Annotated in this window: 17 protein-coding genes and 1 pseudogene; 15 read left to right on the forward strand and 3 right to left on the reverse strand. The window is 61.6% G+C overall.

What is annotated here, in order from left to right:
- The first annotated feature begins 142 nt into the window (after positions 1 to 142).
- Positions 143 to 1,339: a type I restriction endonuclease subunit R, EcoR124 family gene (locus tag ACQ859_RS10885; protein WP_431265786.1), complete on the forward strand. Its 1,197-nt coding sequence runs from the start codon at positions 143 to 145 to the stop codon at positions 1,337 to 1,339.
- A 342-nt stretch (positions 1,340 to 1,681) separates the two neighbouring features.
- On the opposite strand, the gene ACQ859_RS10890 is transcribed toward ACQ859_RS10885, so the two are convergent.
- Complete coding sequence (locus ACQ859_RS10890; RefSeq protein WP_431265787.1) at positions 1,682 to 1,948, reverse strand: helix-turn-helix domain-containing protein; 267 nt, start codon at positions 1,946 to 1,948, stop codon at positions 1,682 to 1,684.
- A 142-nt stretch (positions 1,949 to 2,090) separates the two neighbouring features.
- Here ACQ859_RS10890 and ACQ859_RS10895 point away from each other — a divergent pair, with 142 nt between their 5' ends.
- The 11 genes and pseudogenes from ACQ859_RS10895 to tnpC all read left to right on the forward strand — a co-directional run.
- Positions 2,091 to 2,582 (forward strand): RNA polymerase sigma factor, encoded by a 492-nt coding sequence (locus tag ACQ859_RS10895; protein ID WP_431265788.1) that lies wholly within the window; start codon positions 2,091 to 2,093, stop codon positions 2,580 to 2,582.
- A 59-nt stretch (positions 2,583 to 2,641) separates the two neighbouring features.
- Positions 2,642 to 3,466, forward strand: a complete 825-nt coding sequence (locus tag ACQ859_RS10900; protein ID WP_431265789.1) for a FecR family protein — start codon at positions 2,642 to 2,644, stop codon at positions 3,464 to 3,466.
- Positions 3,463 to 3,642 (forward strand): hypothetical protein, encoded by a 180-nt coding sequence (locus ACQ859_RS10905; protein WP_431265790.1) that lies wholly within the window; start codon positions 3,463 to 3,465, stop codon positions 3,640 to 3,642. Before ACQ859_RS10900 ends, ACQ859_RS10905 begins: the two co-directional genes overlap by 4 nt.
- Positions 3,643 to 4,753: 1,111 nt before the next feature.
- Complete coding sequence (locus ACQ859_RS10910; RefSeq protein WP_431265791.1) at positions 4,754 to 5,920, forward strand: dsDNA nuclease domain-containing protein; 1,167 nt, start codon at positions 4,754 to 4,756, stop codon at positions 5,918 to 5,920.
- Positions 5,917 to 6,396, forward strand: a complete 480-nt coding sequence (locus tag ACQ859_RS10915; RefSeq protein WP_431265792.1) for a hypothetical protein — start codon at positions 5,917 to 5,919, stop codon at positions 6,394 to 6,396. The genes ACQ859_RS10910 and ACQ859_RS10915 overlap by 4 nt, the downstream gene beginning before the upstream one ends.
- A 79-nt stretch (positions 6,397 to 6,475) precedes the next feature.
- The gene (locus ACQ859_RS10920) at positions 6,476 to 8,203 is read left to right on the forward strand and encodes a hypothetical protein (RefSeq protein ID WP_431265793.1); all 1,728 of its coding nucleotides are present in this window, start codon (positions 6,476 to 6,478) and stop codon (positions 8,201 to 8,203) included.
- A 31-nt stretch (positions 8,204 to 8,234) separates the two neighbouring features.
- The gene (locus tag ACQ859_RS10925) at positions 8,235 to 9,431 is read left to right on the forward strand and encodes a hypothetical protein (RefSeq protein ID WP_431265794.1); all 1,197 of its coding nucleotides are present in this window, start codon (positions 8,235 to 8,237) and stop codon (positions 9,429 to 9,431) included.
- The gene (locus ACQ859_RS10930; protein WP_431265795.1) at positions 9,431 to 11,233 is read left to right on the forward strand and encodes an ATP-binding protein; all 1,803 of its coding nucleotides are present in this window, start codon (positions 9,431 to 9,433) and stop codon (positions 11,231 to 11,233) included. Before ACQ859_RS10925 ends, ACQ859_RS10930 begins: the two co-directional genes overlap by 1 nt.
- A 253-nt stretch (positions 11,234 to 11,486) precedes the next feature.
- Positions 11,487 to 11,831, forward strand: coding sequence for an IS66-like element accessory protein TnpA (gene tnpA, locus ACQ859_RS10935; RefSeq protein ID WP_431265796.1), 345 nt, complete (start codon positions 11,487 to 11,489; stop codon positions 11,829 to 11,831).
- A gap of 74 nt (positions 11,832 to 11,905) precedes the next feature.
- On the forward strand, positions 11,906 to 12,160 hold the full coding sequence (gene tnpB, locus ACQ859_RS10940) for an IS66 family insertion sequence element accessory protein TnpB (RefSeq protein WP_431265797.1): 255 nt from the start codon (positions 11,906 to 11,908) through the stop codon (positions 12,158 to 12,160).
- Between the two features lie 64 nt (positions 12,161 to 12,224).
- A pseudogene (gene tnpC / locus ACQ859_RS10945) lies at positions 12,225 to 13,304 on the forward strand (IS66 family transposase); the annotation flags it as partial.
- Here the strand turns inward: tnpC and ACQ859_RS10950 are convergent.
- Positions 13,301 to 13,585, reverse strand: a complete 285-nt coding sequence (locus ACQ859_RS10950) for a hypothetical protein (RefSeq protein WP_431265798.1) — start codon at positions 13,583 to 13,585, stop codon at positions 13,301 to 13,303. The pseudogene tnpC and the gene ACQ859_RS10950 overlap by 4 nt on opposite strands.
- A 464-nt stretch (positions 13,586 to 14,049) precedes the next feature.
- Between ACQ859_RS10950 and ACQ859_RS10955 the strand changes: the two genes are divergently transcribed.
- A complete protein-coding gene (locus ACQ859_RS10955; RefSeq protein ID WP_431261628.1) occupies positions 14,050 to 15,210 on the forward strand; it encodes an IS30 family transposase in 1,161 nt (386 codons plus the stop codon).
- 386 nt (positions 15,211 to 15,596) lie between these two features.
- Here ACQ859_RS10955 and ACQ859_RS10960 read toward each other — a convergent pair whose 3' ends face one another.
- Entirely contained in the window at positions 15,597 to 16,643 is a 1,047-nt protein-coding gene (locus ACQ859_RS10960) for an integrase domain-containing protein (RefSeq protein WP_431265799.1), read from the reverse strand.
- A 1,515-nt stretch (positions 16,644 to 18,158) separates the two neighbouring features.
- Here ACQ859_RS10960 and ACQ859_RS10965 point away from each other — a divergent pair.
- Positions 18,159 to 19,229: a PRTRC system protein D gene (locus ACQ859_RS10965; protein ID WP_431265800.1), complete on the forward strand. Its 1,071-nt coding sequence runs from the start codon at positions 18,159 to 18,161 to the stop codon at positions 19,227 to 19,229.
- The gene (locus ACQ859_RS10970) at positions 19,226 to 19,567 is read left to right on the forward strand and encodes a hypothetical protein (RefSeq protein ID WP_431265801.1); all 342 of its coding nucleotides are present in this window, start codon (positions 19,226 to 19,228) and stop codon (positions 19,565 to 19,567) included. The genes ACQ859_RS10965 and ACQ859_RS10970 overlap by 4 nt, the downstream gene beginning before the upstream one ends.
- The last annotated feature ends 179 nt before the right edge of the window (positions 19,568 to 19,746 follow it).

The raw sequence follows: 19,746 nt of genomic DNA on the forward strand, positions 1-19,746 counted from the left end.
TGATGGAGGTTCTTTCCGTTCGCGAAGCCAAGAGGCAATCTGAAAACGGTCGTTCTTGGAGAAGAGAATGGATTCTCCGCGGAGGTGTCGGTACTGCTGCAAACGCAGGATTTGGATACTGAGATCATCGATCATTGATTGAGTGGGCACGCAGGTTAAAGCGAAGGAGATCGACCCGCTCATCGTGGTGGGCATGTTCCTGACCGGATTTGATGCTCCCATACTCAACACACTGTTTGTCGACAAGGACCTACGCTTCCACGGACTGATGCAGGCTTTCTCCCGCACCAACCGCATCTTTGAATCCACCAAGACCTTCGGCAACATCGTCGCTTTCCGCGACTTGGAACAGGCGACCATCGACGCCATCACCCTTTTCGGTGACAAGAACACCAAGAACGTGGTGCTGGAGAAGAGCTACAGGGAGTACATGGAAGGCTTCACCGATGCGGCCACCGGTGAGGCACGGCGTGGCTTCAAGGATGTGGTGCAGGAGTTGGAGGCCCGCTTCCCTGATCCGGCAGGCATTGAGAAGGAGTCCGACAAGAAGGCCTTCGCCAAGCTGTTTGGCGAGTACCTGCGTGTCGAGAACATTCTGCAGAACTACGACGAGTTTGCCAGTTTGAAGGAGCTTCAGGCCGTCGACCTGACGGATGTAGCTGCGGTGGAGGCCTTTAAGGCCAAGCACTATCTGAGCAATGACGATCTAACGGCGCTGCAGGCCATCACGTTCCCTGCCGAGAGAAAGATTCAAGACTACCGCTCCACCTACAACGACTTGCGTGACTGGCTGCGACGCGAGAAGGCCGGCGCTGAGAAGGAGAAGTCGACCATCGACTGGGATGACGTCGTTTTTGAGGTGGACCTCCTGAAATCCCAGGAAATTAACCTGGACTACATCCTGGAACTGATATTCGAGCACAACAAGAAGATCAAGAGCAAGACTGATCTTGTCGACGAGGTGCGGCGCGTGATTCGCGCAAGCTTGGGCAACCGCGCGAAAGAAAGTCTGTTGGTCGACTTCATCAACCAGACCGACCTGGACCAAATCGGCGACAAAGCCGGCGCGATCGACGGATTCTTCAAGTTCGCCCAGGCTGAGCAGCAGCGTGAAGCGGACGAGCTGATTACTGCAGAAGGCCTAAACGCCGAGGCCGCAAGGCGCTACATCGCCACATCACTCAAGCGGGAGTTCGCTAGCGAGAATGGCACCGAACTCAACGCAGTGCTGCCCAAGATGAGCCCGCTGAACCCACAGTTCAAGACCAAGAAGCAGACCGTCTTTCAGAAGATTGCTGTCTTTGTTGAGAAGTTCAAAGGTGTCGGCGGGCGCATTTGAGCGACCTTCTCCTGACCGGATGCTGGGCCTAAGGTGGCACCGCGTTGACCTGAGATTGACGACGGCTACGTGCGGTGCTGTGGGTGCCGGCCTCCTTCCAAGGGCAACGGACGGCTACCTCGCGATGAAGAAAGGCTAAGCCTATCACCTGCTTCGCAATGACCCATGCCGTCATCCCACAAGAAAGAGTGCGTCCGCCGCTGGCGGCCATGGGCGCGACGCCTGACTTAGGACAGCCAGCTCTGCATTCTTCCGAATGAGTCAGAGCGTGCCCTGGCGTTCAATACGTCGACTAGGACTCGCAGCCGCCGCCGCTACTCCTAAGGCGCGTCAGAGGTCAGCCTACTCCACCAGTGGCGTTTCGCTACCTATAAGGCCCCACTTGCCGTCCAGAAGGTACTCCGTCTCCAGGAGTAGTTCCCACGGCTTAAACCCCATCTCTCGGCACAACGTGTTCAGCACATCGAGGCTGACGCCCACCTCGCCGCGTTCCAGGAAGCCAACCGTGTTGGGATGCACGCCGGCCTGAAGACCAAGCTGAGCTTGGGTCAAAGACGCGTGCTCACGTGCAGCGCGGAACACTTGGCCGAAGGCTTTGAGGAATTCCATGAGAGGGCTGGCAATCAACCCACCAGTCTGCTAACACGCCTTTTATGAGTACATACAAAAAATTGTGTATTTAAGCTTTGGCGCGTAGACTGCATTTACGCCTCGGCGTTGCGCCTGACGTCAACTAACGCGTTCTCTCGGTATGACAGCACTCCTCGTCAAGGACTTGCACGACACGCTCGTTCGCGTCCGCCTCGCGCTGATGCGCCGCGGGCGCAGCGGGCACGATGCCGACGATCTGGTCCAGGAGGCCTGGATACGGCTCGCCTGCTATGAGCGGGAACATGTCGTCGAGCGGCCCGAGGCCTTCATGATGAGAACGGCCCTCAATCTCTCGATTGACTCCCATCGTGCGCAGCGGACGCGGGGCGATGAAGTTTCCGTGGAGGAGGTCGTGCTCACCGGCATCGCGCCGACCGCGGAGGCCGTACTGCTCGCCAAAGAGCGCTTCGCACGCCTGAGCATGGGCCTTGAGCGCTTGACCGAGACAACGCGCGGTGTCTTTCTGGCTCATCGCATCGATGGCCTGTCCTACACTGAGATCGCACAATCTCACGGCATGAGCGTCAGCGCCGTCCACAAACACGTCGCCAAGGCCACGCTGCGACTGACCTCCTGGATGGAAGGGTGGTAGCAATGCCACCGCCGAAGACCTCTGACACACCATCAACCGCACCGGAACTGCATCCGAGAGTGACCCCCGAGATTGCCGCTGAGGCCGCCGTGTGGGTGGCCCGGCTGCACGGCCCCAACCGATCTCGCACCATGGAGCTGGCCTGCCTGGACTGGCAATGTCGTTCGGCGGCGCATCGCTTGGCTTTCGAGCGGTGCACCGATACCTGGGAGGCCGTTTCTGGCCTCACGCTCAGCGTCTATACAGGTGCGACCGCCAGCGCTCAACCGCACCGCAGCGTCAAGAGCGTCTTCCCTATTCGGCGCGCGGTCCTGGCCTCTATGGCGCTGGGTGGTGCGGCCTTGCTCGCATGGCGTCTTCTTCCCGATGACCGGGCTTATGAGACAGGGGTTGGAGAGCAGCGCGTCGTGATGCTGGCCGATGGCACCCGCATGAGCCTCAACACATCGACCGATGTACGTGTCGAGCTGACCAAGACCCGGCGAGCTGTGAGCGTGCGGGGCGGGGAAGTGTTGTTCGAGGTGGCGAAGGACCCCGGTAGGGCCTTCGAGGTCCAGGTCGCGAACGCCAAGGTGGTTGCAACTGGCACGGCGTTCCTGGTCCGGGCGACGCCGCGCGAACCCGGCGGCGGGGAATCGTTCGGCGTCACGCTGATCGAGGGGCGTGTGGTCGTGCAACGCCTCGGCGGCGCACAGAAGATGCCAGCGCCCCTCGTGATGGCGCCTGGAGATCGCGTGCGCGTCCTCCGGTTGGAGGAGGGTAGGGCGGGGAGGAAGTCCCGCCGCCACGGCTGGACCGGCCGAGGTTGGATCAGTTGTTGGCCTGGCAGCGGCGCGAGGCCGTGTTCGATAACACACCACTGTCCGAGGCCGTGGCTGAGATGAATCGCTACAGCAAGGCGCAGATCGTACTCGTGGGGGTCGATGGTGAGGCGCTACAGGTCAGCGGCGTGTACCGGATCGGAGACTACGACGCATTCGCTCAGGCGGTGGCGCGGCTGCACGACTTGGTGCTGCAGCGGGAGGCGGGGGTGTCACGCTCACCGCTCGATAGCGCCTAGCGCTCTTAGAGCGCTTCGCCGCTTGCGGCGGCAGCACCGGCTGCATCAGTGGGCGTAGCGCTTTGGGCGGGGAGGGGCGGTGCCTTCCTGTGAATCAGCGCGGTTCGGCTTGGTACACCCGAAGCCGTCCTGATGCTAATCCGAGGCATTTGACAAATTCGCTCTGCCGCAGCCGCGAATCCGGCCTGGTTGTGCCGTTTTCCTAGGCCTCCAAGCGCATGAGCCCCCGATTTGTCCAGCCAGCTCTTGCCATTTTTGTACAAGTTCGGACAGCGCTTGCCATTTTTGACAGGCCTAAGTGTTTGATCTAAATCGGAAAATCAGAAAATATCGCCAAATCCGGAGTCGCTCAAATTTGAGCAAGCTAGGAAAACCGCCGGTGTGCAGGCGCGCACACGGATGGCCCGCCTCCCACCAAGCGCAGCCTCGCTCACTCCGCGCAGTCTCTCTTCTTGGCTGCCGCGTTCGAGTCGCTCCGCAGTAGGCGAGCTGCAGCCCCAGATCGCCACCATGGAGTTTGAGATGAGCCACACCTCAGGCCTCGCTGTCGGCGGAAGGACCGTCTCGGCGACGCTCTAGGAAAAGGGATGCCGTGGCATTCCCAGATGAACTGCCTCGTGGTCTTGGTCGGGGCGTGCTGCATGTGCGATCCCTTGGCTGAGCGTCGCGACGGTGGTGGTGTGGCCACGGGGCAGACCCTGTCGGAACTCGCCGGCAGCCTGGGCAATGTCGAAGACTTGGCGGTGTGTAGCAGGTGAACAGGTAGGCCGGGCGGCGCGCCCGTCCACTCCGCCACGGTGACTCTCGCTTGGACACCCCTCGCCGCGGATATGTTTTTCAGACATGTCCCCCAGCTAGGTGGGGACGACGTCGAATCCGGACCAGCCTGCGTGTAGGGTCTGTATATTTTCACAGTTATGCAACCCGTTCGTGCCACAGACCCGAGTCGCAGCCACCGCGCCTGGCACCGGATTGCTGGTCGATGTGCTTCGTCTCCGGACCGTGACCGACGACTCATCCCCCACCGGATAGGTGATGTCGCCAACCCGCGCCCGCGCGCAAACCTGATACAAAACGTGCGCGCGCAATCTGGGGGAGCAAAACAAAAGCCATGGACATCATCCATGACAAGGCGCCGCGCGAAACTGTCGGCCGGGACACCATGGTGCGGTTCCGAATGCAGTTTCAAGCTGCTGCATTCGCGGCGCTCGAGATTCTGAGCGGCAAGGAAGTCGACCGCGTGTACTGCGACTACCACGACGATTTCGTCGTGCGCAGAACCGTTGGCGGCGTCGTCGAATACCACTTCTTCCAAGTGAAGACCAAGGGTCGGGCCAACCAGCAATGGGACGTCGACGGTGTCTTCTCCCTAAAGAAGACGGGCGCTCTTGATACGCCCGAGAAGCTCGAGGCTATCCGCAGCAGCATTGCTGGCAAGCTGTTTGTTCACACCGTCGAGTTTGGCGAGCATTGCCGCGCGGTGACGGTCTTGACCAACGTGCATTTCAAGGACGAGGTTCACGAGCTTGTAGCAGACCTAGCTGCGGGTACGTCAGGCAAGAAGTACGTACGTCAGCTCATTGAGAAGTTCGCGGCCGTCATCTCTCCCGAAAAGCCGATGACGCCGGAGGAGGTCGAAGCAGCACGAAGGAAGCTGACGTTGCAGCCCAACGTTCAGTACATCGGCGACACCCTCGAAGCCTTCGGAATTGCCGCGCACAACGCGATCTGGAAGCACTCGGAGATTGAGCTTCAGCAGCATGAGGTTGAGCGGATCGCCAAGAGCTTGGTGATGCTGATCCAAGATAAGTCGTGTGCGCCAATAAGCGGTCTGTCGAAGGCCGACATTGACTTGGCGACCGGAGTCGGCTTGGAGGACCTGCTTCAAGTTTTGAGCATCTCGACTCAGGTGTACCAGACTTTGCTGCAGGGTGGTGATCCTGCGGCCATCAAGTCTGCCTCCATCCTGCAGCGGAAGCTGAAGGAAATTGGCACACCCGAAAACATGATCGAGTCAGCATCCCGCGCGAAGGTTGCTTGGGACATGTGGGTGAGAAATGCACGCCACGCGTCTCCGGAGTTCACCTTCGACCGGCTGCTTGAGGAAATCGACAAGAAGTGCAAGGCATGGCTGATGGCGGGAGGCGAACTCGCGGACTTGGAGAAGTGCATCAAGGAGCTCATAGATTCACCCGTGGGCAAGGAGTTTCCGACCCTTGGTGTTGACCTCTTCTTCGGCGCGCTCTGTGCGGCCATCGTCCGGAAGGCTGCCCAATGAGCACCGCTGACTTCTTCACCGAGGCCAGGCGACTTGGCCTCAAGCTAAACCTGTCCGGCGAAGGTGCTTCGCCGGCGCATACGCTCGATAACGAAGCTCTGTTCCAGTTGCCCTTGCTCGCCATGACCATCTTGGCCATCTGCAAGGGACGGTCGAAGCCTGAGCTGCCGGAGATTGGCCAGCTAGTTGGAGAGTGCCTTGAGCGGACTGTGGCTGGCTTCAAAGGGTCCACGCAAGACATAGGCTGGTCAGGCAACTTGCGCATCAGGACCATCAAGGCTTTGACGTTTCTGGAGTCGACCGGGCAAGTTGTCATCGACAAGGGGACGCGCGAAATCTCTGCCACTGAGTTGGGCAAGAAGGTCTACACCGGCGCCGTGCAAGGGGAGAGCTTGCTGGCTCACTCCATGAGAACTATCGAGCTCAGCTATCAGTACATCAGAGATGAAGCTCGAGTCAGAGGGGAAGTGAATTGAGGCTGAAGTCACTGCAGGTTGAGCCGCTAGGCAACGGGGGTGGGAGACCCCACTGCTTGAGCTTGGGCACCGGACCACGATGCTCTTCGCTGCGAACGGCAGCGGGAAGTCGCCCATCGTGCGGATGCTGGCCTCAGCGCTGGGCTTCCCCAACAACTTTCGGGCGGAAATCCTGGAGAAGTGCAGCTCGGTCGTACTGCACGCCGAAGTGAACGGGAAGCCGCTCACGATCCGACGCGCGCTTGAGGCGAAGAACACAGACTTCTATGCGGCGATTGACTTCGATGGCGTACTGACCGAACACTATTCGGAAGCTTCCTTCTCGGTCGCGCTGTTCGAACTCCTTGCACTGAAGCCTCCCCGGCTGGTGTCGAACAAGGGCACCGAGGCGCAGCCGTACATCGCCACATTGCTTCCGCTCTTCTATCTGGTCCAGGGGCACGGATACTCCACCGCCTACCGCGCTCCTAGCTCTTTCATCGCCGATCAGTTCGCCGAGATGGTGCGGTTCGCGTTCGGTCTGAATCCAAAGCACTCCTTCGAAGTGAAGAAGTCGCTCATGGACGAGAAGGATGCGTTGGACGCGCAGACCCGCAAGATCGTCGCAGCGGAACGCGTGTTCGAGTATCAGCGCCTCGGAGTGGACGACAGCGATGCAAACCAGGCAGCGCTGCAGCTCAGTTCTGAGAATCTGGCTAGGCAACTCGACGGACTTCGCGAGTCTGTGGATGCCAAAGGGACGGCGAGCTCCGCGCTGACGGAGCTCCTGCGCCAGAAGGATGAGCAGATTCGAACGCGTCAGATCGAGCTCTTCGAGCTGAAGACGCGCGTTGCAGGCATCGAAACCATCCGCGCGGAGATCGACGGCGAAGTCAAGACCCTTGGCCTGAATGAGGAGGCACTCGGCGTCTTCAAGTCGTTCCAGGAAATCTGCCGCGTCCCGAACTGCGGACTCTTCCTCGGAAGCTCCGAGTCCTACGGGAAGAATTTGCTGTACCTAAAAGATCAAATCAAGGACCTTGAGCGAAACAGCCAGCGCGCCGAGATTCGCGCCGAACAACTATCGGAGCGGCTTGAGGAGCTTGGGCAGGAGCGACAAACGCTGGTCAAGAACCTTGAGTCCCCTGGCAACTCCGGCGTCGACCAACTGGTGACCGCAGTGCATGCGTTGACCAAGCAACTCGTTGGCGTCCAGAGCGAGCTGGCCCGAATCCAGGGATTGAAGGACGAGCGTTCGAAGCTCTTCAAGCTGCAGCAGGAACGCGACCGCATCCAAGACCGTATCGAAGGGCTCTCGAACACCGGCAGGGCGGACCAGGCGTTCAAAGAGCTCCGACAGAAGCTGCGTGAACTCACCGTGAAATGGATGGACATGCTGGAGACGACCAGTGTGTCGAGGAACATCGACATTGACCTGAACTTGCGGTTCACCTTCGGCGGAGAGACGCTTGAGACCATCGGCAGTGGCGGCACCAGCAGCACGACTAGCCGGCTAGTCCTCGCGATCCATGGTGCCCTATTCGAGGCCTACCTTGCGGACAAAACGCGTCCATTCCGATTCCTGATCCTGGACACGCCGAAGCAGGACGAGCTCCACACGGCCGATTTGGCTAGGTATCTGACAGAGCTAGAGAAGATGTGTGAGGCGAACGACGCGCAGCTCATCTTCTCCTCGACGGAGTACGACCACCCCACGGCGAAGCAGGACAAGCGGTGGCTTCCGTCGTACCGCGGGCCGGAGAAGCCGATGTACCTTGGCAAGAGAAGCGACCGGCTGACGGAGCACGATGTCACGAGCTCATCCTGACAGCAATGCACAAAGTAGAGGGAACCGCCTTGTGATCTCCATCGACGACATCTACGACAAGGACCTCAACTTCCTCATCGGCTCTGGCGCATCGTCTGGACTCTTGCCAACGTTGCAGCTCCAGATGCGAACGGGCGACGGCGACGGCCGCTACACACTAGAGGAGCTAGCGACCGAGTTTGAGCAGCACGATGCGGACCGTCGCCGCCTGGTGTCGCTGTTCATGCACTATTACTCATCGTGCATCAGACCAGCAGAGCTGCTCACCCTTCAGAAGGCCACTGAGAGCGAGCAGGGTGCAACCGCTATCCGGAATTACCGAATGTTCCTCTCTACCGTGTTGGGAATGATGGGTCGACGCAGGGGCCTTGACCGCCGATGCAATCTCTTCACGACGAACTACGACGGCTGCCTCCCTCTTGTCGCGGACCAGCTCATCCAGGAGGGGAACGTCGACTTCGTCTTGAACGACGGGGCTCGAGGCTTCACCAAGCGCATCCTGCAGGCCCGCAACTTCGGGTCATACCTCTGCCAGTCCGGGGTGCTAGGCAGGTATCAGAGCAGCATTCCGCAGGTGAATTTGATCCACCTGCACGGCTCTGTGTACTGGAACAAGGCCGGGACGGGCATTGAGGTCTCCTACGACACGTCGCATCGAAGGGACCTTCTGGACGATGAGGTGGTTCAGAACGCTTGGCCCTTTTTCGCCACGTTGAACAATCCTGAAGCTGTGCTTGCAGACTTGCCGCCTGCAGGGCTCAACGACGGCATCCTGAAAAAGTTTTGGGATGCCTATGAGCGCATGCCCATCGTCAATCCGACCAAGTGGAAGTTCAAGGAGACTGTCTACGAGGAGCACTACTACCAGATGCTGCGGCTGCTCAGCTACGAGCTGGAGAAGCGCAACGCGGTGCTCATCACCTTCGGATTTTCCTTCGCGGACGAGCACATCTTTAACCTCGTCATGCGATCCCTATCCAACCCGGGACTGCAGGTGTACATCTGCTGCTACAGCGCATCAGGTTGTGTTGCCATGCAGGAGAAGTTCAAGGGTCACCGCAACGTCAAGTGTCTGGCGCTGGACGACGGACCCATGGACTTCACGGCGTTCAACGAGAAGGTTCTGGTCTGGCCGGAGGGCCTTCCGTCGGCTTCCACTGGGGCGGCTCCTCCCGCAGCTGCGCCATCCGTCCCGGCTCCCCCGGCGGACAACTCGGACTTGTTCTGATGAGTATCCGAGTCGGCCAAGTCATCGCGGTCCATGGCACCAAAGTTGTTCTGAAGATCGACGAGCAGTCCAGCAAGGAGACGTTGTTCCACAGCGGTGACAAGTACAAGGGCGTTTCGATCCGTGAGTACCTTTCGATCCAGCGAGGGTTTCGCGACATCATCTGCATGATCGAGGGCGAGTACCTCGATGAGAGCCGGGTCGAGTCGACCGACGGGAAGACCACCTGGATCAGAAAAGTGGAGGCGCGCCCCATCGGGTTCTTCGACCGTAACGGCTTCACACAGGGCATCAAGTTCCTTCCGATGATCCAGGATGCTGCCTACTTATTGCCCGAGGAGCGCATTCGGTCCATCTTCGACCGAAAAGGTGATGGCAGCTTCAAGATCGGTCAGATGCTCAAGGAGGAAATTGCCGTCGGACTGCCTTGGACGCGGCTGTTCAACAGCCACATCGGCATCTTCGGCAACACCGGCAGCGGCAAATCCAACACGCTCGCTAAGCTCTACACCGTCCTTTTCGAACAGAAGCTCGACCGCATTGCGGGCAAGAGCCAGTTCGTGATTCTGGACTTCAACGGAGAGTACATCGGCAGCCAGTTGGCAACGGTCGCGCACAAGCGCGTGTACCAGCTGTCGACTCATGAGCAGCCAGGCGCTGCGAACGCTGGGGACAAATTCCCGCTCGCTCCCGCTGAGTTCTGGGAACTCGAAACCCTGGCGCTGCTGTTCCAAGCCACGATGAACACCCAGCGGCCCTTCTTGAATCGTGTCCTGGCCGGCAAGGCCAAGTACGACAGGAACCCTGGTTCACTGACCAACTACGCTAAGAGCGCCTTCCGTCGTGCATTCTGTGCGGGTGAAGTCCGACCAGCAACGCTCGATTTGATGCGTGCTATCGCAAAGTGGCTCGACCACGAGCAGCTCGATGACCTGCTGAAGGATGTGAGCTGGCATCAGAAGGCAGCCTGCTTCCACATGGGCACAGCGTACTTCCATGCGGACGGGAATGAGTACGACGCACACATCGCTCCGACTGTGGACACCATCGACACAGCTGGCCTCGACAACTTCGACCAGCTCATCGTTCGCGTCAACCTTCAGCTCATTTCGGACTTGAACGCTGGGTTTGTGCAGTTCGAGCACATTCAGCCGTTGCTTAAGCGAGTGGAGTCCTCTCTGAAGAGCATGCGACGCGTGCTCAGCATCGGCAATGCAGGCGGAGATGAGAAGGCCCTGACGGTCATCTCGCTGAGGCGATGCAACAACGAGGTCAAGAAGATTCTTCCGCTGCTCTTCGCCAAGCATTACTACAACGCGCACAAGCTGGCGGTGGCGACGCCGCCCGAAAAGACAGTCCACCTTATCGTCGATGAGGCGCACAACATTCTCTCGGATCAGTCCAGCCGTGAGAGCGAGAGCTGGAAGGACTACCGGCTTGAGCTCTTTGAGGAAATCATTAAGGAGGGGCGCAAGTTCGGCATGTTCGTGACCATCGCCAGCCAGCGTCCGGCCGACATTTCTCCAACAATCGTCTCTCAGCTCCACAACTTCTTCATCCACAGGCTGGTGAACGACAGGGACCTCTTCCTTGTCGACAACACCATTTCGACGTTGGACGCGTTGTCGCGAGGCATGATTCCCGGGCTGGCCCAGGGTTGCTGCGTCGTCACGGGCACGGCGTTTGAACTCCCGATGGTCATTCAGGTGGACCGGCTGCCCAGCGACAAGCAGCCGGCAAGCGAAGATGTGGACCTGGAGAAGCTGTGGAGCGAGGTCACAGATCAAGACCCGCTCTTCTAGTGGCGCAACTGGCTTCCTTCGAAGCCTGCGCCTCACGCCTCGGACCCCAGCGGGATGACAAACACTCCCGTCGGGCACAACTGAAGGAGGCATCGCCGGCGTTCAGCGCGGCACGTCGCCACATGACGCTGCCCCGGGAGAGCTACGAGCGCATCTTCCTTGTTTAAGCACCGTAAGCGCGCGGTGAACACATCTTGAGAACGACATCGGCAGCGATAACGATGCTGTCCAGTTACGCAAATAGCTGGACAGCATGGAAGCAGAGAAGAATCGCAAGCGCAGGCGCTACAGCCGCGATCTGAAGGACCAGATCGTTGCCGAGTGCGAGGCGCCGGGCGCCTCGGTGGCCAAGGTCGCGCTGTCTCACGGCATCAACGCCAACATCGTGCACGGCTGGCGCAAGCTGGCTGGGCGCGTAGCGCCAACCGTCGCTCGGCCGGAGTTTGTCCCGGTGGCTGTTGCGCCGATGGTGCCGGCCAGCGTCGATGACCGTAATGTTGAACTCGAACTGCGCCGCGGCGCTGTCACCATCAAGGTGTTGTGGCCCATGGACGCCACTTCCGAACTGACTGCGTTCACAAGAGAGTTGCTGCGGTGATCCGCGTCGACGCCGTGTGGCTGGCGGTCGAGCCGCTGGACATGTGAGCTGGCACCGAGGCTGCGCTCACCCGCGTGGTCAACGTCTTCGGCGCCGCCAGGCCCCACCACGCCTACTTCTTCGCTAACCGCCGCGCCAACTGCATGAAGGTGCTGGTGCACGACGGCATCGGCGTGTGGCTTGCTGCTCGCCGGCTCAATAGCGGCAAGTTCGTTTGGCCCAGGGATGTCGGTGGCACACTGACGCTCACCGCACAGCAGCTCGACGTGCTCGTGCTCGGCCTGCCATGGCAGCGCCTGGGCGACGCCGGCGTCATCACCCTGCTGTAGACAGCAATTGCTGCATCCACCGATGGCATGAGTGCGCTGTCGTCGGCGCGATCAACACCCGTGATCGCTGACGACGCCATCGACAGCCTTGATGCCAACCAACTGCGGGATCCCGACGACACGGCTGCTCGCGCAGGTGCTGGTGGCCAAGTACCTCGACCATCTCCCGCTGTACCGCCAGGAAGCCATCTTCGAGCGGGCCGGCATGGCCATCGCACGCTCAACCCTGGCCCAGTGGGTCGGCGAATGCGGCGTGCAGCTGCAGCCCCTCGTGGACGCGCTGACAGCTGAGCTGCTGAAGGCTCCGGTGTTGCACGCCGACGAGACACCCGTCCCTATGCTCAAGCCTGGCAAGGGCAAGACACACCGGGCCTACATGTGGAGCTGGTGCACGACGCAGTTCCACGACGTCAGGGCGGTGGTCTTCAACTTCGCCGAGACCCGCGGTGGCCAGAACGCGCGGGACTTCCTGCAGCTCGGCACCGATGCCAGCTGGAAGGGCAGCCTGGTCGTCGACGACTTCAGTGGCTACAAGCAGTGCTTCGATATGGGCGTCACCGAGGTGGGTCGCATGGCCCACGCCCGACGCAAGTTCCACGAACTCTGGGTCAACCACCAGAGCAAGGTCGGCGAGCAGGCGCTGAAGTTCTTCCAGGCGCTCTACGACGTCGAGCGCGATGCCGCAGACCTGAACACTGACGACCGACAAGCTCTTCGGCTCGAGAGCGCCAAGCCCGTCGCAGACGCCCTCAAGCAATGGCTCGACGAGCACCGGCAGAAGGTGCCGGACGGTTCGGCGACCGCCAAAGCCATCGACTACAGCCGACGACGCTGGGAAGCGCTAACGCGCTACCTGAACGACGGACGTCTGCCCATTGACAACAATTGGGTAGAAAACCAGATCAGACCCATTGCGCTCGGAAGGTCGAATTGGCTCTTCGCTGGCAGCCTTCGCGCGGGCAAGCGGGCTGCGGCCATCATGAGCCTGTTGCACTCGGCGCGCATCAACGGACACGACCCGTATGCGTACCTGCGCGACGTGTTGGAGCGCCTCCCACTGCAGCCTGCAAGCCGGATTGGCGAACTGCTGCCGCATCGCTGGACCACTGTCCCGGCCAAGAACGACTTGCACCGGGGCGGCTAGACCGGATTCGCCTTGAACTGGTCGTCGTAGGCCTTCACGTGGCTCGGGAAAAGCTCACCATACAGTGGGTAAGGGATGCCGAGCACATTCGCCTCCGCGAATGACTCACCGGCCTCTGTTGAATAGTCCAGGATGCCGACGGCAGCGCACTCAATGACGGTGCCAGCGCTCGTCTTGGCTGACAGCTCAAGCGCCGTATGATCGGCGTGATTGGCGATGCACTCGTCGCGAATCAATGCATACCCAGCCTCCGGAAAAAACACGCCATGGGCAACGCCCATGGGCGGATCGCCGTGTTCCAGGCTCGAATACCCGACCAGAGTCCCTTGGAATAGATCGAAAACTTCGTCATGCAGGGCAGCACCATCATCAAGGACTCAATTAGAGCATCGCGCCCCATTGCGACACGCTCATCAGGAGCTCGCCGCCAAGCCTGCGTCAAGATGACTTTGCCGGACGACTACTAAGCACCAGGTCATGACGCCGCCGAACCTGACATGTCGGGCGCACAGCTCGAGCTCCGTAAGCGTCCGGCCAACTCACCCTGAACGGCGAGCCCGTGCCGGCCAGGATGGTGTCCACCAAACAAGTGAACTGACCCCCAGAAGTTGGACAGCCAGTGTCTATGCCCGGGCGATGGTCTGCAACGGGGCTGAGCAAAAAGTGTGGGCGACGCCTTTGCAGGGCGGATTCAACCGGTCGACGCAACACACTAACCACTGCTCAGGCAGCAGGAGTGTTGCAGATGAAGTACCGGACACGGACGTACTACACCGCCGCTCAAAAGGCATTGATGTGGGAGCGCTGGAAGGACGGATGGACGCTCCATGAGATCGGCAAGCTGTTTGATCGGCCGCACACGTCGATCCACAACATCCTGTCGAAGACGGGTGGCATTCGACCGCCCGAGCGTCGCCGCGGTGCCACCGCGCTGACGCTCGCAGAACGAGAAGAAATCTCGCGTGCGCTGACGGTCGGCCAGTCGATGCGTTCAATTGCCGCCAGCCTCGGGAGAGCGCCGTCGACCATCAGCCGTGAGATTCATCGCAACGGCGGCCAGGAGGACTATCGGGCAACCTCGGCAGACCAGGCCACCTGGGCGCGCGCCCTACGCCCGAAGCTCTGCAAGTTAGCCAAGAACCGAGCGCTGGCGGGCATCGTGGCGGACCTGCTTCGGATGCTGTGGTCGCCAGAGCAAATTGCTGGCTGGCTCAAGCATACTTATCCGAACGACCAGAGCCTTCACGTGTCACACGAGACGATCTATCGCAGCCTGTTCATTCAAGCGCGCGGCGCCTTGAAGAAAGAGCTGCTGGAGCACCTACGGCGCACGCGCGGCATGCGCCGCTCTCGCTCTTACACGCAGAAGACGGTCATCCATGGCCAGATCGTCGACGCGGTGTCGATCAGCGAGCGGCCAGCCTCAGCCGAGGACCGGGCCGTACCTGGTCATTGGGAAGGGGACTTGGTCTTCGGCAGCGGCAACAGCCAGATCGCGACGCTGGTTGAGCGTCAGACACGATATGTGATGCTGGTGAAACTGGACGGCAAAGACTCGCAGACGGTCGTCAATGCGCTCATCAAGCATGCCCGCAAGCTGCCGCAGGAGCTCTACAAATCTCTCACCTGGGACCGGGGGACTGAGATGCACGGGCACAAGCGGTTCACCATGGCCACCGACATCCAGGTCTACTTCTGTGACCCGCAAAGCCCCTGGCAGCGGGGCAGCAACGAGAACACCAATGGGCTGCTCAGGCAGTACCTGCCCAAGGGCATCGACATCTCGGGCTACTCACAACACCAGCTCAACGCGATCGCCAGACAACTGAACGAGAGACCGCGCAAGACGCTCGGCTTCCAAACGCCCGCTGAGCGATTCAGCGAATGTGTTGCGATGACCGGTTGAATCCGCCAGCGAGAGCGGACCTTTTGAGACAGCTATAGTCAGTGGACTTGGTAGTCGAAACGCTTTCTCATGTTGCGTAGGTCGCCCTTCATCCTGCTTCTAGCGGCAGCCGTTACCTACTCGCTCGGATTCGCGGCGGAGAGCATGGCAGTGGCAACGGCCGGGTTCGTGTTGGAGGCGGGTTTCTGGACCCGCCTATTCAGACGAGACGGTCGCCGCAAGATCTGACCTTCGCTCCCCGGCAGGGTCGAAGCTGCACTGCAGCGATAGCTACTTTTCGCCAGTCTGTTGGCAATTGGCCGTGGTCGCTCGCAGCACCTTGATCACGTGGCTTAGATTGTCTCCGGAATCACGGATCACCGCTCGCGCAACTTCCCGCTGCCGCCTCATCCGGCAGCTTCCTTGGGCCCAGGCTGAGGGTCGAAAGTCGGACCGCTTGAGAGTCGGCCTCCTTCTGGATGCGTGGCCAAGCTGGCTGCCTGGATGCGCACGACCCTACGCTGGCCTAAATACGCATCAGCGGCACGAACGCGCGCGTGCCCGGCCAGGCGAGACACAGCCAGTCGCGCGGCACGGTCGAGGGCCGGCGCTGGCGGCGTGCCTCCCCGCACGGGCGGTGGTGTGCCCGCCATCGCCTGGAAATGTTCGATCAGCGTTTCGTGCCGCAGGCCGTGAGCCGTGATGCCGAGCCGCGCGCAGGTGATGCCGAACTTAGACAGCACGTAATCGAAGCGTCGCAGGTTCTTCTTGAGGTCGTTCGCGGGATCGCCCATGTGCGCGTCTCGATGGCCTGCCACGCGCTGTGCGAATTCGACTGCTTCGACCCGCGCCGCGCTGTCCAGCGGGATGTAGCGCGTTCGCCCGCCCTTGCCTTTGATGCATACGTATCGATCCGCGGATCGTTCTTCGGGCGCGAGTCCCGTGCCTTCAAAGGCGACCACGCAGGCGAAGGGCCGAAACAGGACCGACTCCTTGCGACGCAGTCCCATGGCGCGAATGAGGCGAAGCGACGCGCCGACGTAGCGGTCGAAGGCGCAGATCTCCTCGATCAGCGGGTCGATATTCACCTGTTGCGCCGACCAGCTCCGATCGCGACGGGCACCCTCGTGCCGCTCGTACTCGGCGACGTCCAAGCCATAAAAGGCCGGCGCTCGCACCAGTCCGGGCTTGCCCAGCCACAGCGCCAGGCCCCGCAGGAAGCTGAGGTAGGTCTGGATGGTGGCCGGGGCGAGCCGGTCCTGCTGCCATACCCTCACCATGGCGCGCAGGTGCTTCTGCCCGAGGTTGCGCGGATCGGGCAGTTGCCTGAAGCCTGCCTTGTCGTGCAGGTCGCGAAAGAACCGCCGCAGGAACTGTGCCCGGTCGTGGCGCGTCTTGTGGGAGACCGTCTTCTCAAGTGAGGTGTGCTGGGCGTTGAACAACTTCAGCAGCACCTCCAGCACTTGGTGTGCCGGCGTCTTGCCGGGACGGTACAGCGCCAGGATCTGCGACGGCGTCTTGCCCGCCCATGCCTGCGTTCGACCGATCTGCTGAGTCGGTAATCGGCCCGGGCTCTCAGGCTGACCGTGGCGCCCGGGCTCGTTCGGTATCGAGGAGGGGGGCGCTGTTGGCGGGCTTGGTGGTCCCGGAGGTCTTGCCTGTCTTGGCGGTTCTTTCGGTGTGGACGGTGTCGAGAGTCCGGTGGCGAATGCGGCGACGGATCTGGCATGGCAAGGCTCCAAGGATGGAAGCCCGCCGCCCGAACGGTGAGCCCCGATGCATGAACGCGGAATCGGAGGCAAGCGCCGGCGGGACGGATTCCATCGTTCGCGTCGGCGCGTGATCAGGGCATTCGACGCCGCACGCGATCACAAACGCTGCGGCGCCTACCCAGGATTCGCCGGCGTGTGCCCGCGGCACGGCCAGCTCGGTCGGTCTTAAAAATGAAACGGGTGATCCGCCTCGCGTGTGCATTTCTGCAGCGGCGAGATTGGTGATGCCGACGGGCCACTTGGGCACGCATCTCGGGATCAAACGCCCAGGTCTGGCCTGTTGCGTCTGTGGTGGATCAGTTCTGGGGTCGTAGCGCCATCCGCTCGCGTGGGTCCGCCCCTGACCGAAAGTCCAGGGCGGGGTCGAGCTGTGAGCGGGGTCGAGCGGGGAGCCTAAGAAGGCAAACACGGCCGCTCGGTGCGTGGAACGCATGCTCAAGGGATGGCGGGAACAGCCAGCGGCATCCAGTGCCGCTGTCTTGATCGCTGGCGATGGCGCGTTTCAGGAACGCCCGGCGACGAACGCCGGCTAGGCCAGGGCACTTGCACTACGAGAAAGACCTCGACGCCCACGCCTCTGAGGGCATGGACAACACAGGCTCAGGGCCAGTGTCTGGAGGGCAGGTCACGACTGCGACGCCTGTGTGCTCCATCAGGAGCGGGCCAGGGGGCCCTCGGGAGCCTCCAGTGGATACCTGGCGGGTTGCGAGGTCAACCGTGATCCCGCACGACGCCCCCGAAAGCGCGTGCTTTTCGCGTGGCGGCTGGCGGATTGGAACGCGTGCTTGAGCGCGGCTTATCTTGCGCAGGCGGGCAGGGGCACGATCGCAAGCGGGGTTGACAGCAGGATCGGCGGCCTCTGGTCTCCACGGGACCGATCCGCCCGTGCGGACGGCACGCCGCATCCGGGTGCGACGCGGGCCGGGCGGGGCTTGACGAGCCGCAGTGGAGTGCGATCGCAGTTCGACACAAAGGCCTGCAGGTCGTTCGACATTCTCGCCGGTCTCATTTTGCTCTCGGTCGGCTCCCTCTCGAATCTTGATGGGATCTCGGTCGGCTGGGAGCGCGCAACGACCCAGGGCGCTCGCGTGGCGGCTGCCCCCGAAAGCGGCGGCTTTGACGGGGGAGTTCCGTGTAGACGGGCTGCCTCGGCGTGTCGATCCTTCGCGCACGGCAAGCTGGATTCGGAGCCCTCCCATGGCCTTGATCGTTCGCGCGGTGGATGTCGGATTCGGCAACACCAAGCTGGTTACCGCCGTCGGCGCCGGAGGCGACATGCGCTGCGCCAGTTTTCCGTCGCGGGCCTATCCAAGTCCGCGCGACCCCGCGAAGGCGCTGGGCGGGGAGGGGCGCAAGACCTTTGCCATCCCCCTGGACGGCCTGTACTACGAGGTTGGTCCGGACGTGATGCTGGCGGCTGACGCTTTCCGGGCGACAGAGATTCCCGGCGACTACATCGAGACGCCGCAGTACTTGGCGCTGGCTCGCGGTGCGCTGCGGATGATGAAGGCCGAGGTCATCGACTTGCTGGTGGTCGGACTGCCGGTGGCGGCGTTCGCCGCCAAGCGGGCGGCCCTGGAGAAACTCATGACCGGTCGTCACGACGTGGGCGGCGGCAAGACCGTGACCGTTCACAAGACGCTGGTGATGGCGCAGCCCAATGGCGCGCTAATCGACTACGCCACGCAGCACGACCAAGTCGAGGCCATGGAGCACGAACAGAGTCTGGTGATCGACCCCGGATCACGGACCTTCGACTGGTTGGTCGCGCGCGGCATGAAGCTCTCGTCCAAGCAGAGCTACTCGGTCGATCGTGGCGTCTCGAACGTCCTGCAGCTGATCGCCGACGACATCAGCCAGGAGATCGGCCAGCCGTACACGAACCTGGACCTCATCGACTACGCGCTGCGCCGCGGCAAGGGCCTCAGCGTCTACCAGCGCCAGTACAACCCGGCCCGCATGCGCCCGATGGTGGAGATCATCGCCAAGGACGCGGTCGCGGCCATGATGCGGCGCATCGGTGGGGCCTTCAACGTGCAGCACGTGATCCTCGTGGGCGGCGGCGCGTTCTTGTTCCGCAAGGCGGTCAAACAGGCCTTTGGCACGCATCAGATCCTCGAGGTGAAGGAACCAATGTTCGCGAACGTGCGGGGCTACCAGATCGCCGGGATGAACTACGCGCAGAGCGTGTTGGCGTCCGTGTCCGTGTCCGCATCCCGGCCGCGCGCCGCCGCGTCTGAAGGAGAAAAAGAGGGAGAGGGCGCGTGAGCCAGGATCGGACGAGCTCGGCCGGGTCGGTGCGGCTACTGTTCGAAATCTCACGCGACGACAACCCGCGTCTGTACGACGACCTGGTCCGCTTCAACAAGGGCATCAAGCGCGTGAACCGGCTGCGGTTTCTCGCGCACGAGGGTCTGATGGCGCAGCACCGGGCGGCGGAGCGGGAGGACGCTGCGGCAGCGGTTGCGCCTCGCGCGGTGGCGGACTTGAGAGTCAGCGCGGCGGTCGCTCGACAGACCAATCTGGTGTTCGATGCGCCGTCTGCGATCGAGGCAGAGCAGAAGGAAAGAAGTGGGGAAGATGGGGGCGGCGGCGAGGGGGATTAGGAGGGCAGCAGGCGGGCAGCAGGCGGGCAGCAGACGGGCAGCAGACGGGCAGTAGGCGTGAGCAAAGCGCGCAGGCAGCTTCCTGCCGCCTCAGAGGTCGGTCATGCCCCGTTGCCGGTGGCTGTGGACGCAAAAATGCCGAGGCCCATGCGTGAGGTCGGCGAGGGATTTGAATGCGA

This window comes from Roseateles chitinivorans, from assembly GCF_050632235.1.
In the GTDB taxonomy this organism is placed as follows: Bacteria; Pseudomonadota; Gammaproteobacteria; order Burkholderiales; family Burkholderiaceae_C; genus Roseateles; species Roseateles chitinivorans_A.

What these genes read in the sequence shown, in the direction of transcription:
- ACQ859_RS10890 (WP_431265787.1), bottom strand. Translation starts at nt 1,948, where the DNA reads ATGGAATTCCTCAAAGCCTTCGGCCAAGTGTTCCGCGCTGCACGTGAG.
- ACQ859_RS10915 (WP_431265792.1), top strand. Translation starts at nt 5,917, where the DNA reads ATGAGCACCGCTGACTTCTTCACCGAGGCCAGGCGACTTGGCCTCAAG.
- ACQ859_RS10905 (WP_431265790.1), top strand. Translation starts at nt 3,463, where the DNA reads ATGAATCGCTACAGCAAGGCGCAGATCGTACTCGTGGGGGTCGATGGT.
- ACQ859_RS10920 (WP_431265793.1), top strand. Translation starts at nt 6,476, where the DNA reads ATGCTCTTCGCTGCGAACGGCAGCGGGAAGTCGCCCATCGTGCGGATG.
- ACQ859_RS10930 (WP_431265795.1), top strand. Translation starts at nt 9,431, where the DNA reads ATGAGTATCCGAGTCGGCCAAGTCATCGCGGTCCATGGCACCAAAGTT.
- ACQ859_RS10950 (WP_431265798.1), bottom strand. Translation starts at nt 13,585, where the DNA reads ATGGGCGTTGCCCATGGCGTGTTTTTTCCGGAGGCTGGGTATGCATTG.
- ACQ859_RS10955 (WP_431261628.1), top strand. Translation starts at nt 14,050, where the DNA reads ATGAAGTACCGGACACGGACGTACTACACCGCCGCTCAAAAGGCATTG.
- ACQ859_RS10910 (WP_431265791.1), top strand. Translation starts at nt 4,754, where the DNA reads ATGGACATCATCCATGACAAGGCGCCGCGCGAAACTGTCGGCCGGGAC.
- tnpA (WP_431265796.1), top strand. Translation starts at nt 11,487, where the DNA reads ATGGAAGCAGAGAAGAATCGCAAGCGCAGGCGCTACAGCCGCGATCTG.
- ACQ859_RS10895 (WP_431265788.1), top strand. Translation starts at nt 2,091, where the DNA reads ATGACAGCACTCCTCGTCAAGGACTTGCACGACACGCTCGTTCGCGTC.
- ACQ859_RS10965 (WP_431265800.1), top strand. Translation starts at nt 18,159, where the DNA reads ATGGCCTTGATCGTTCGCGCGGTGGATGTCGGATTCGGCAACACCAAG.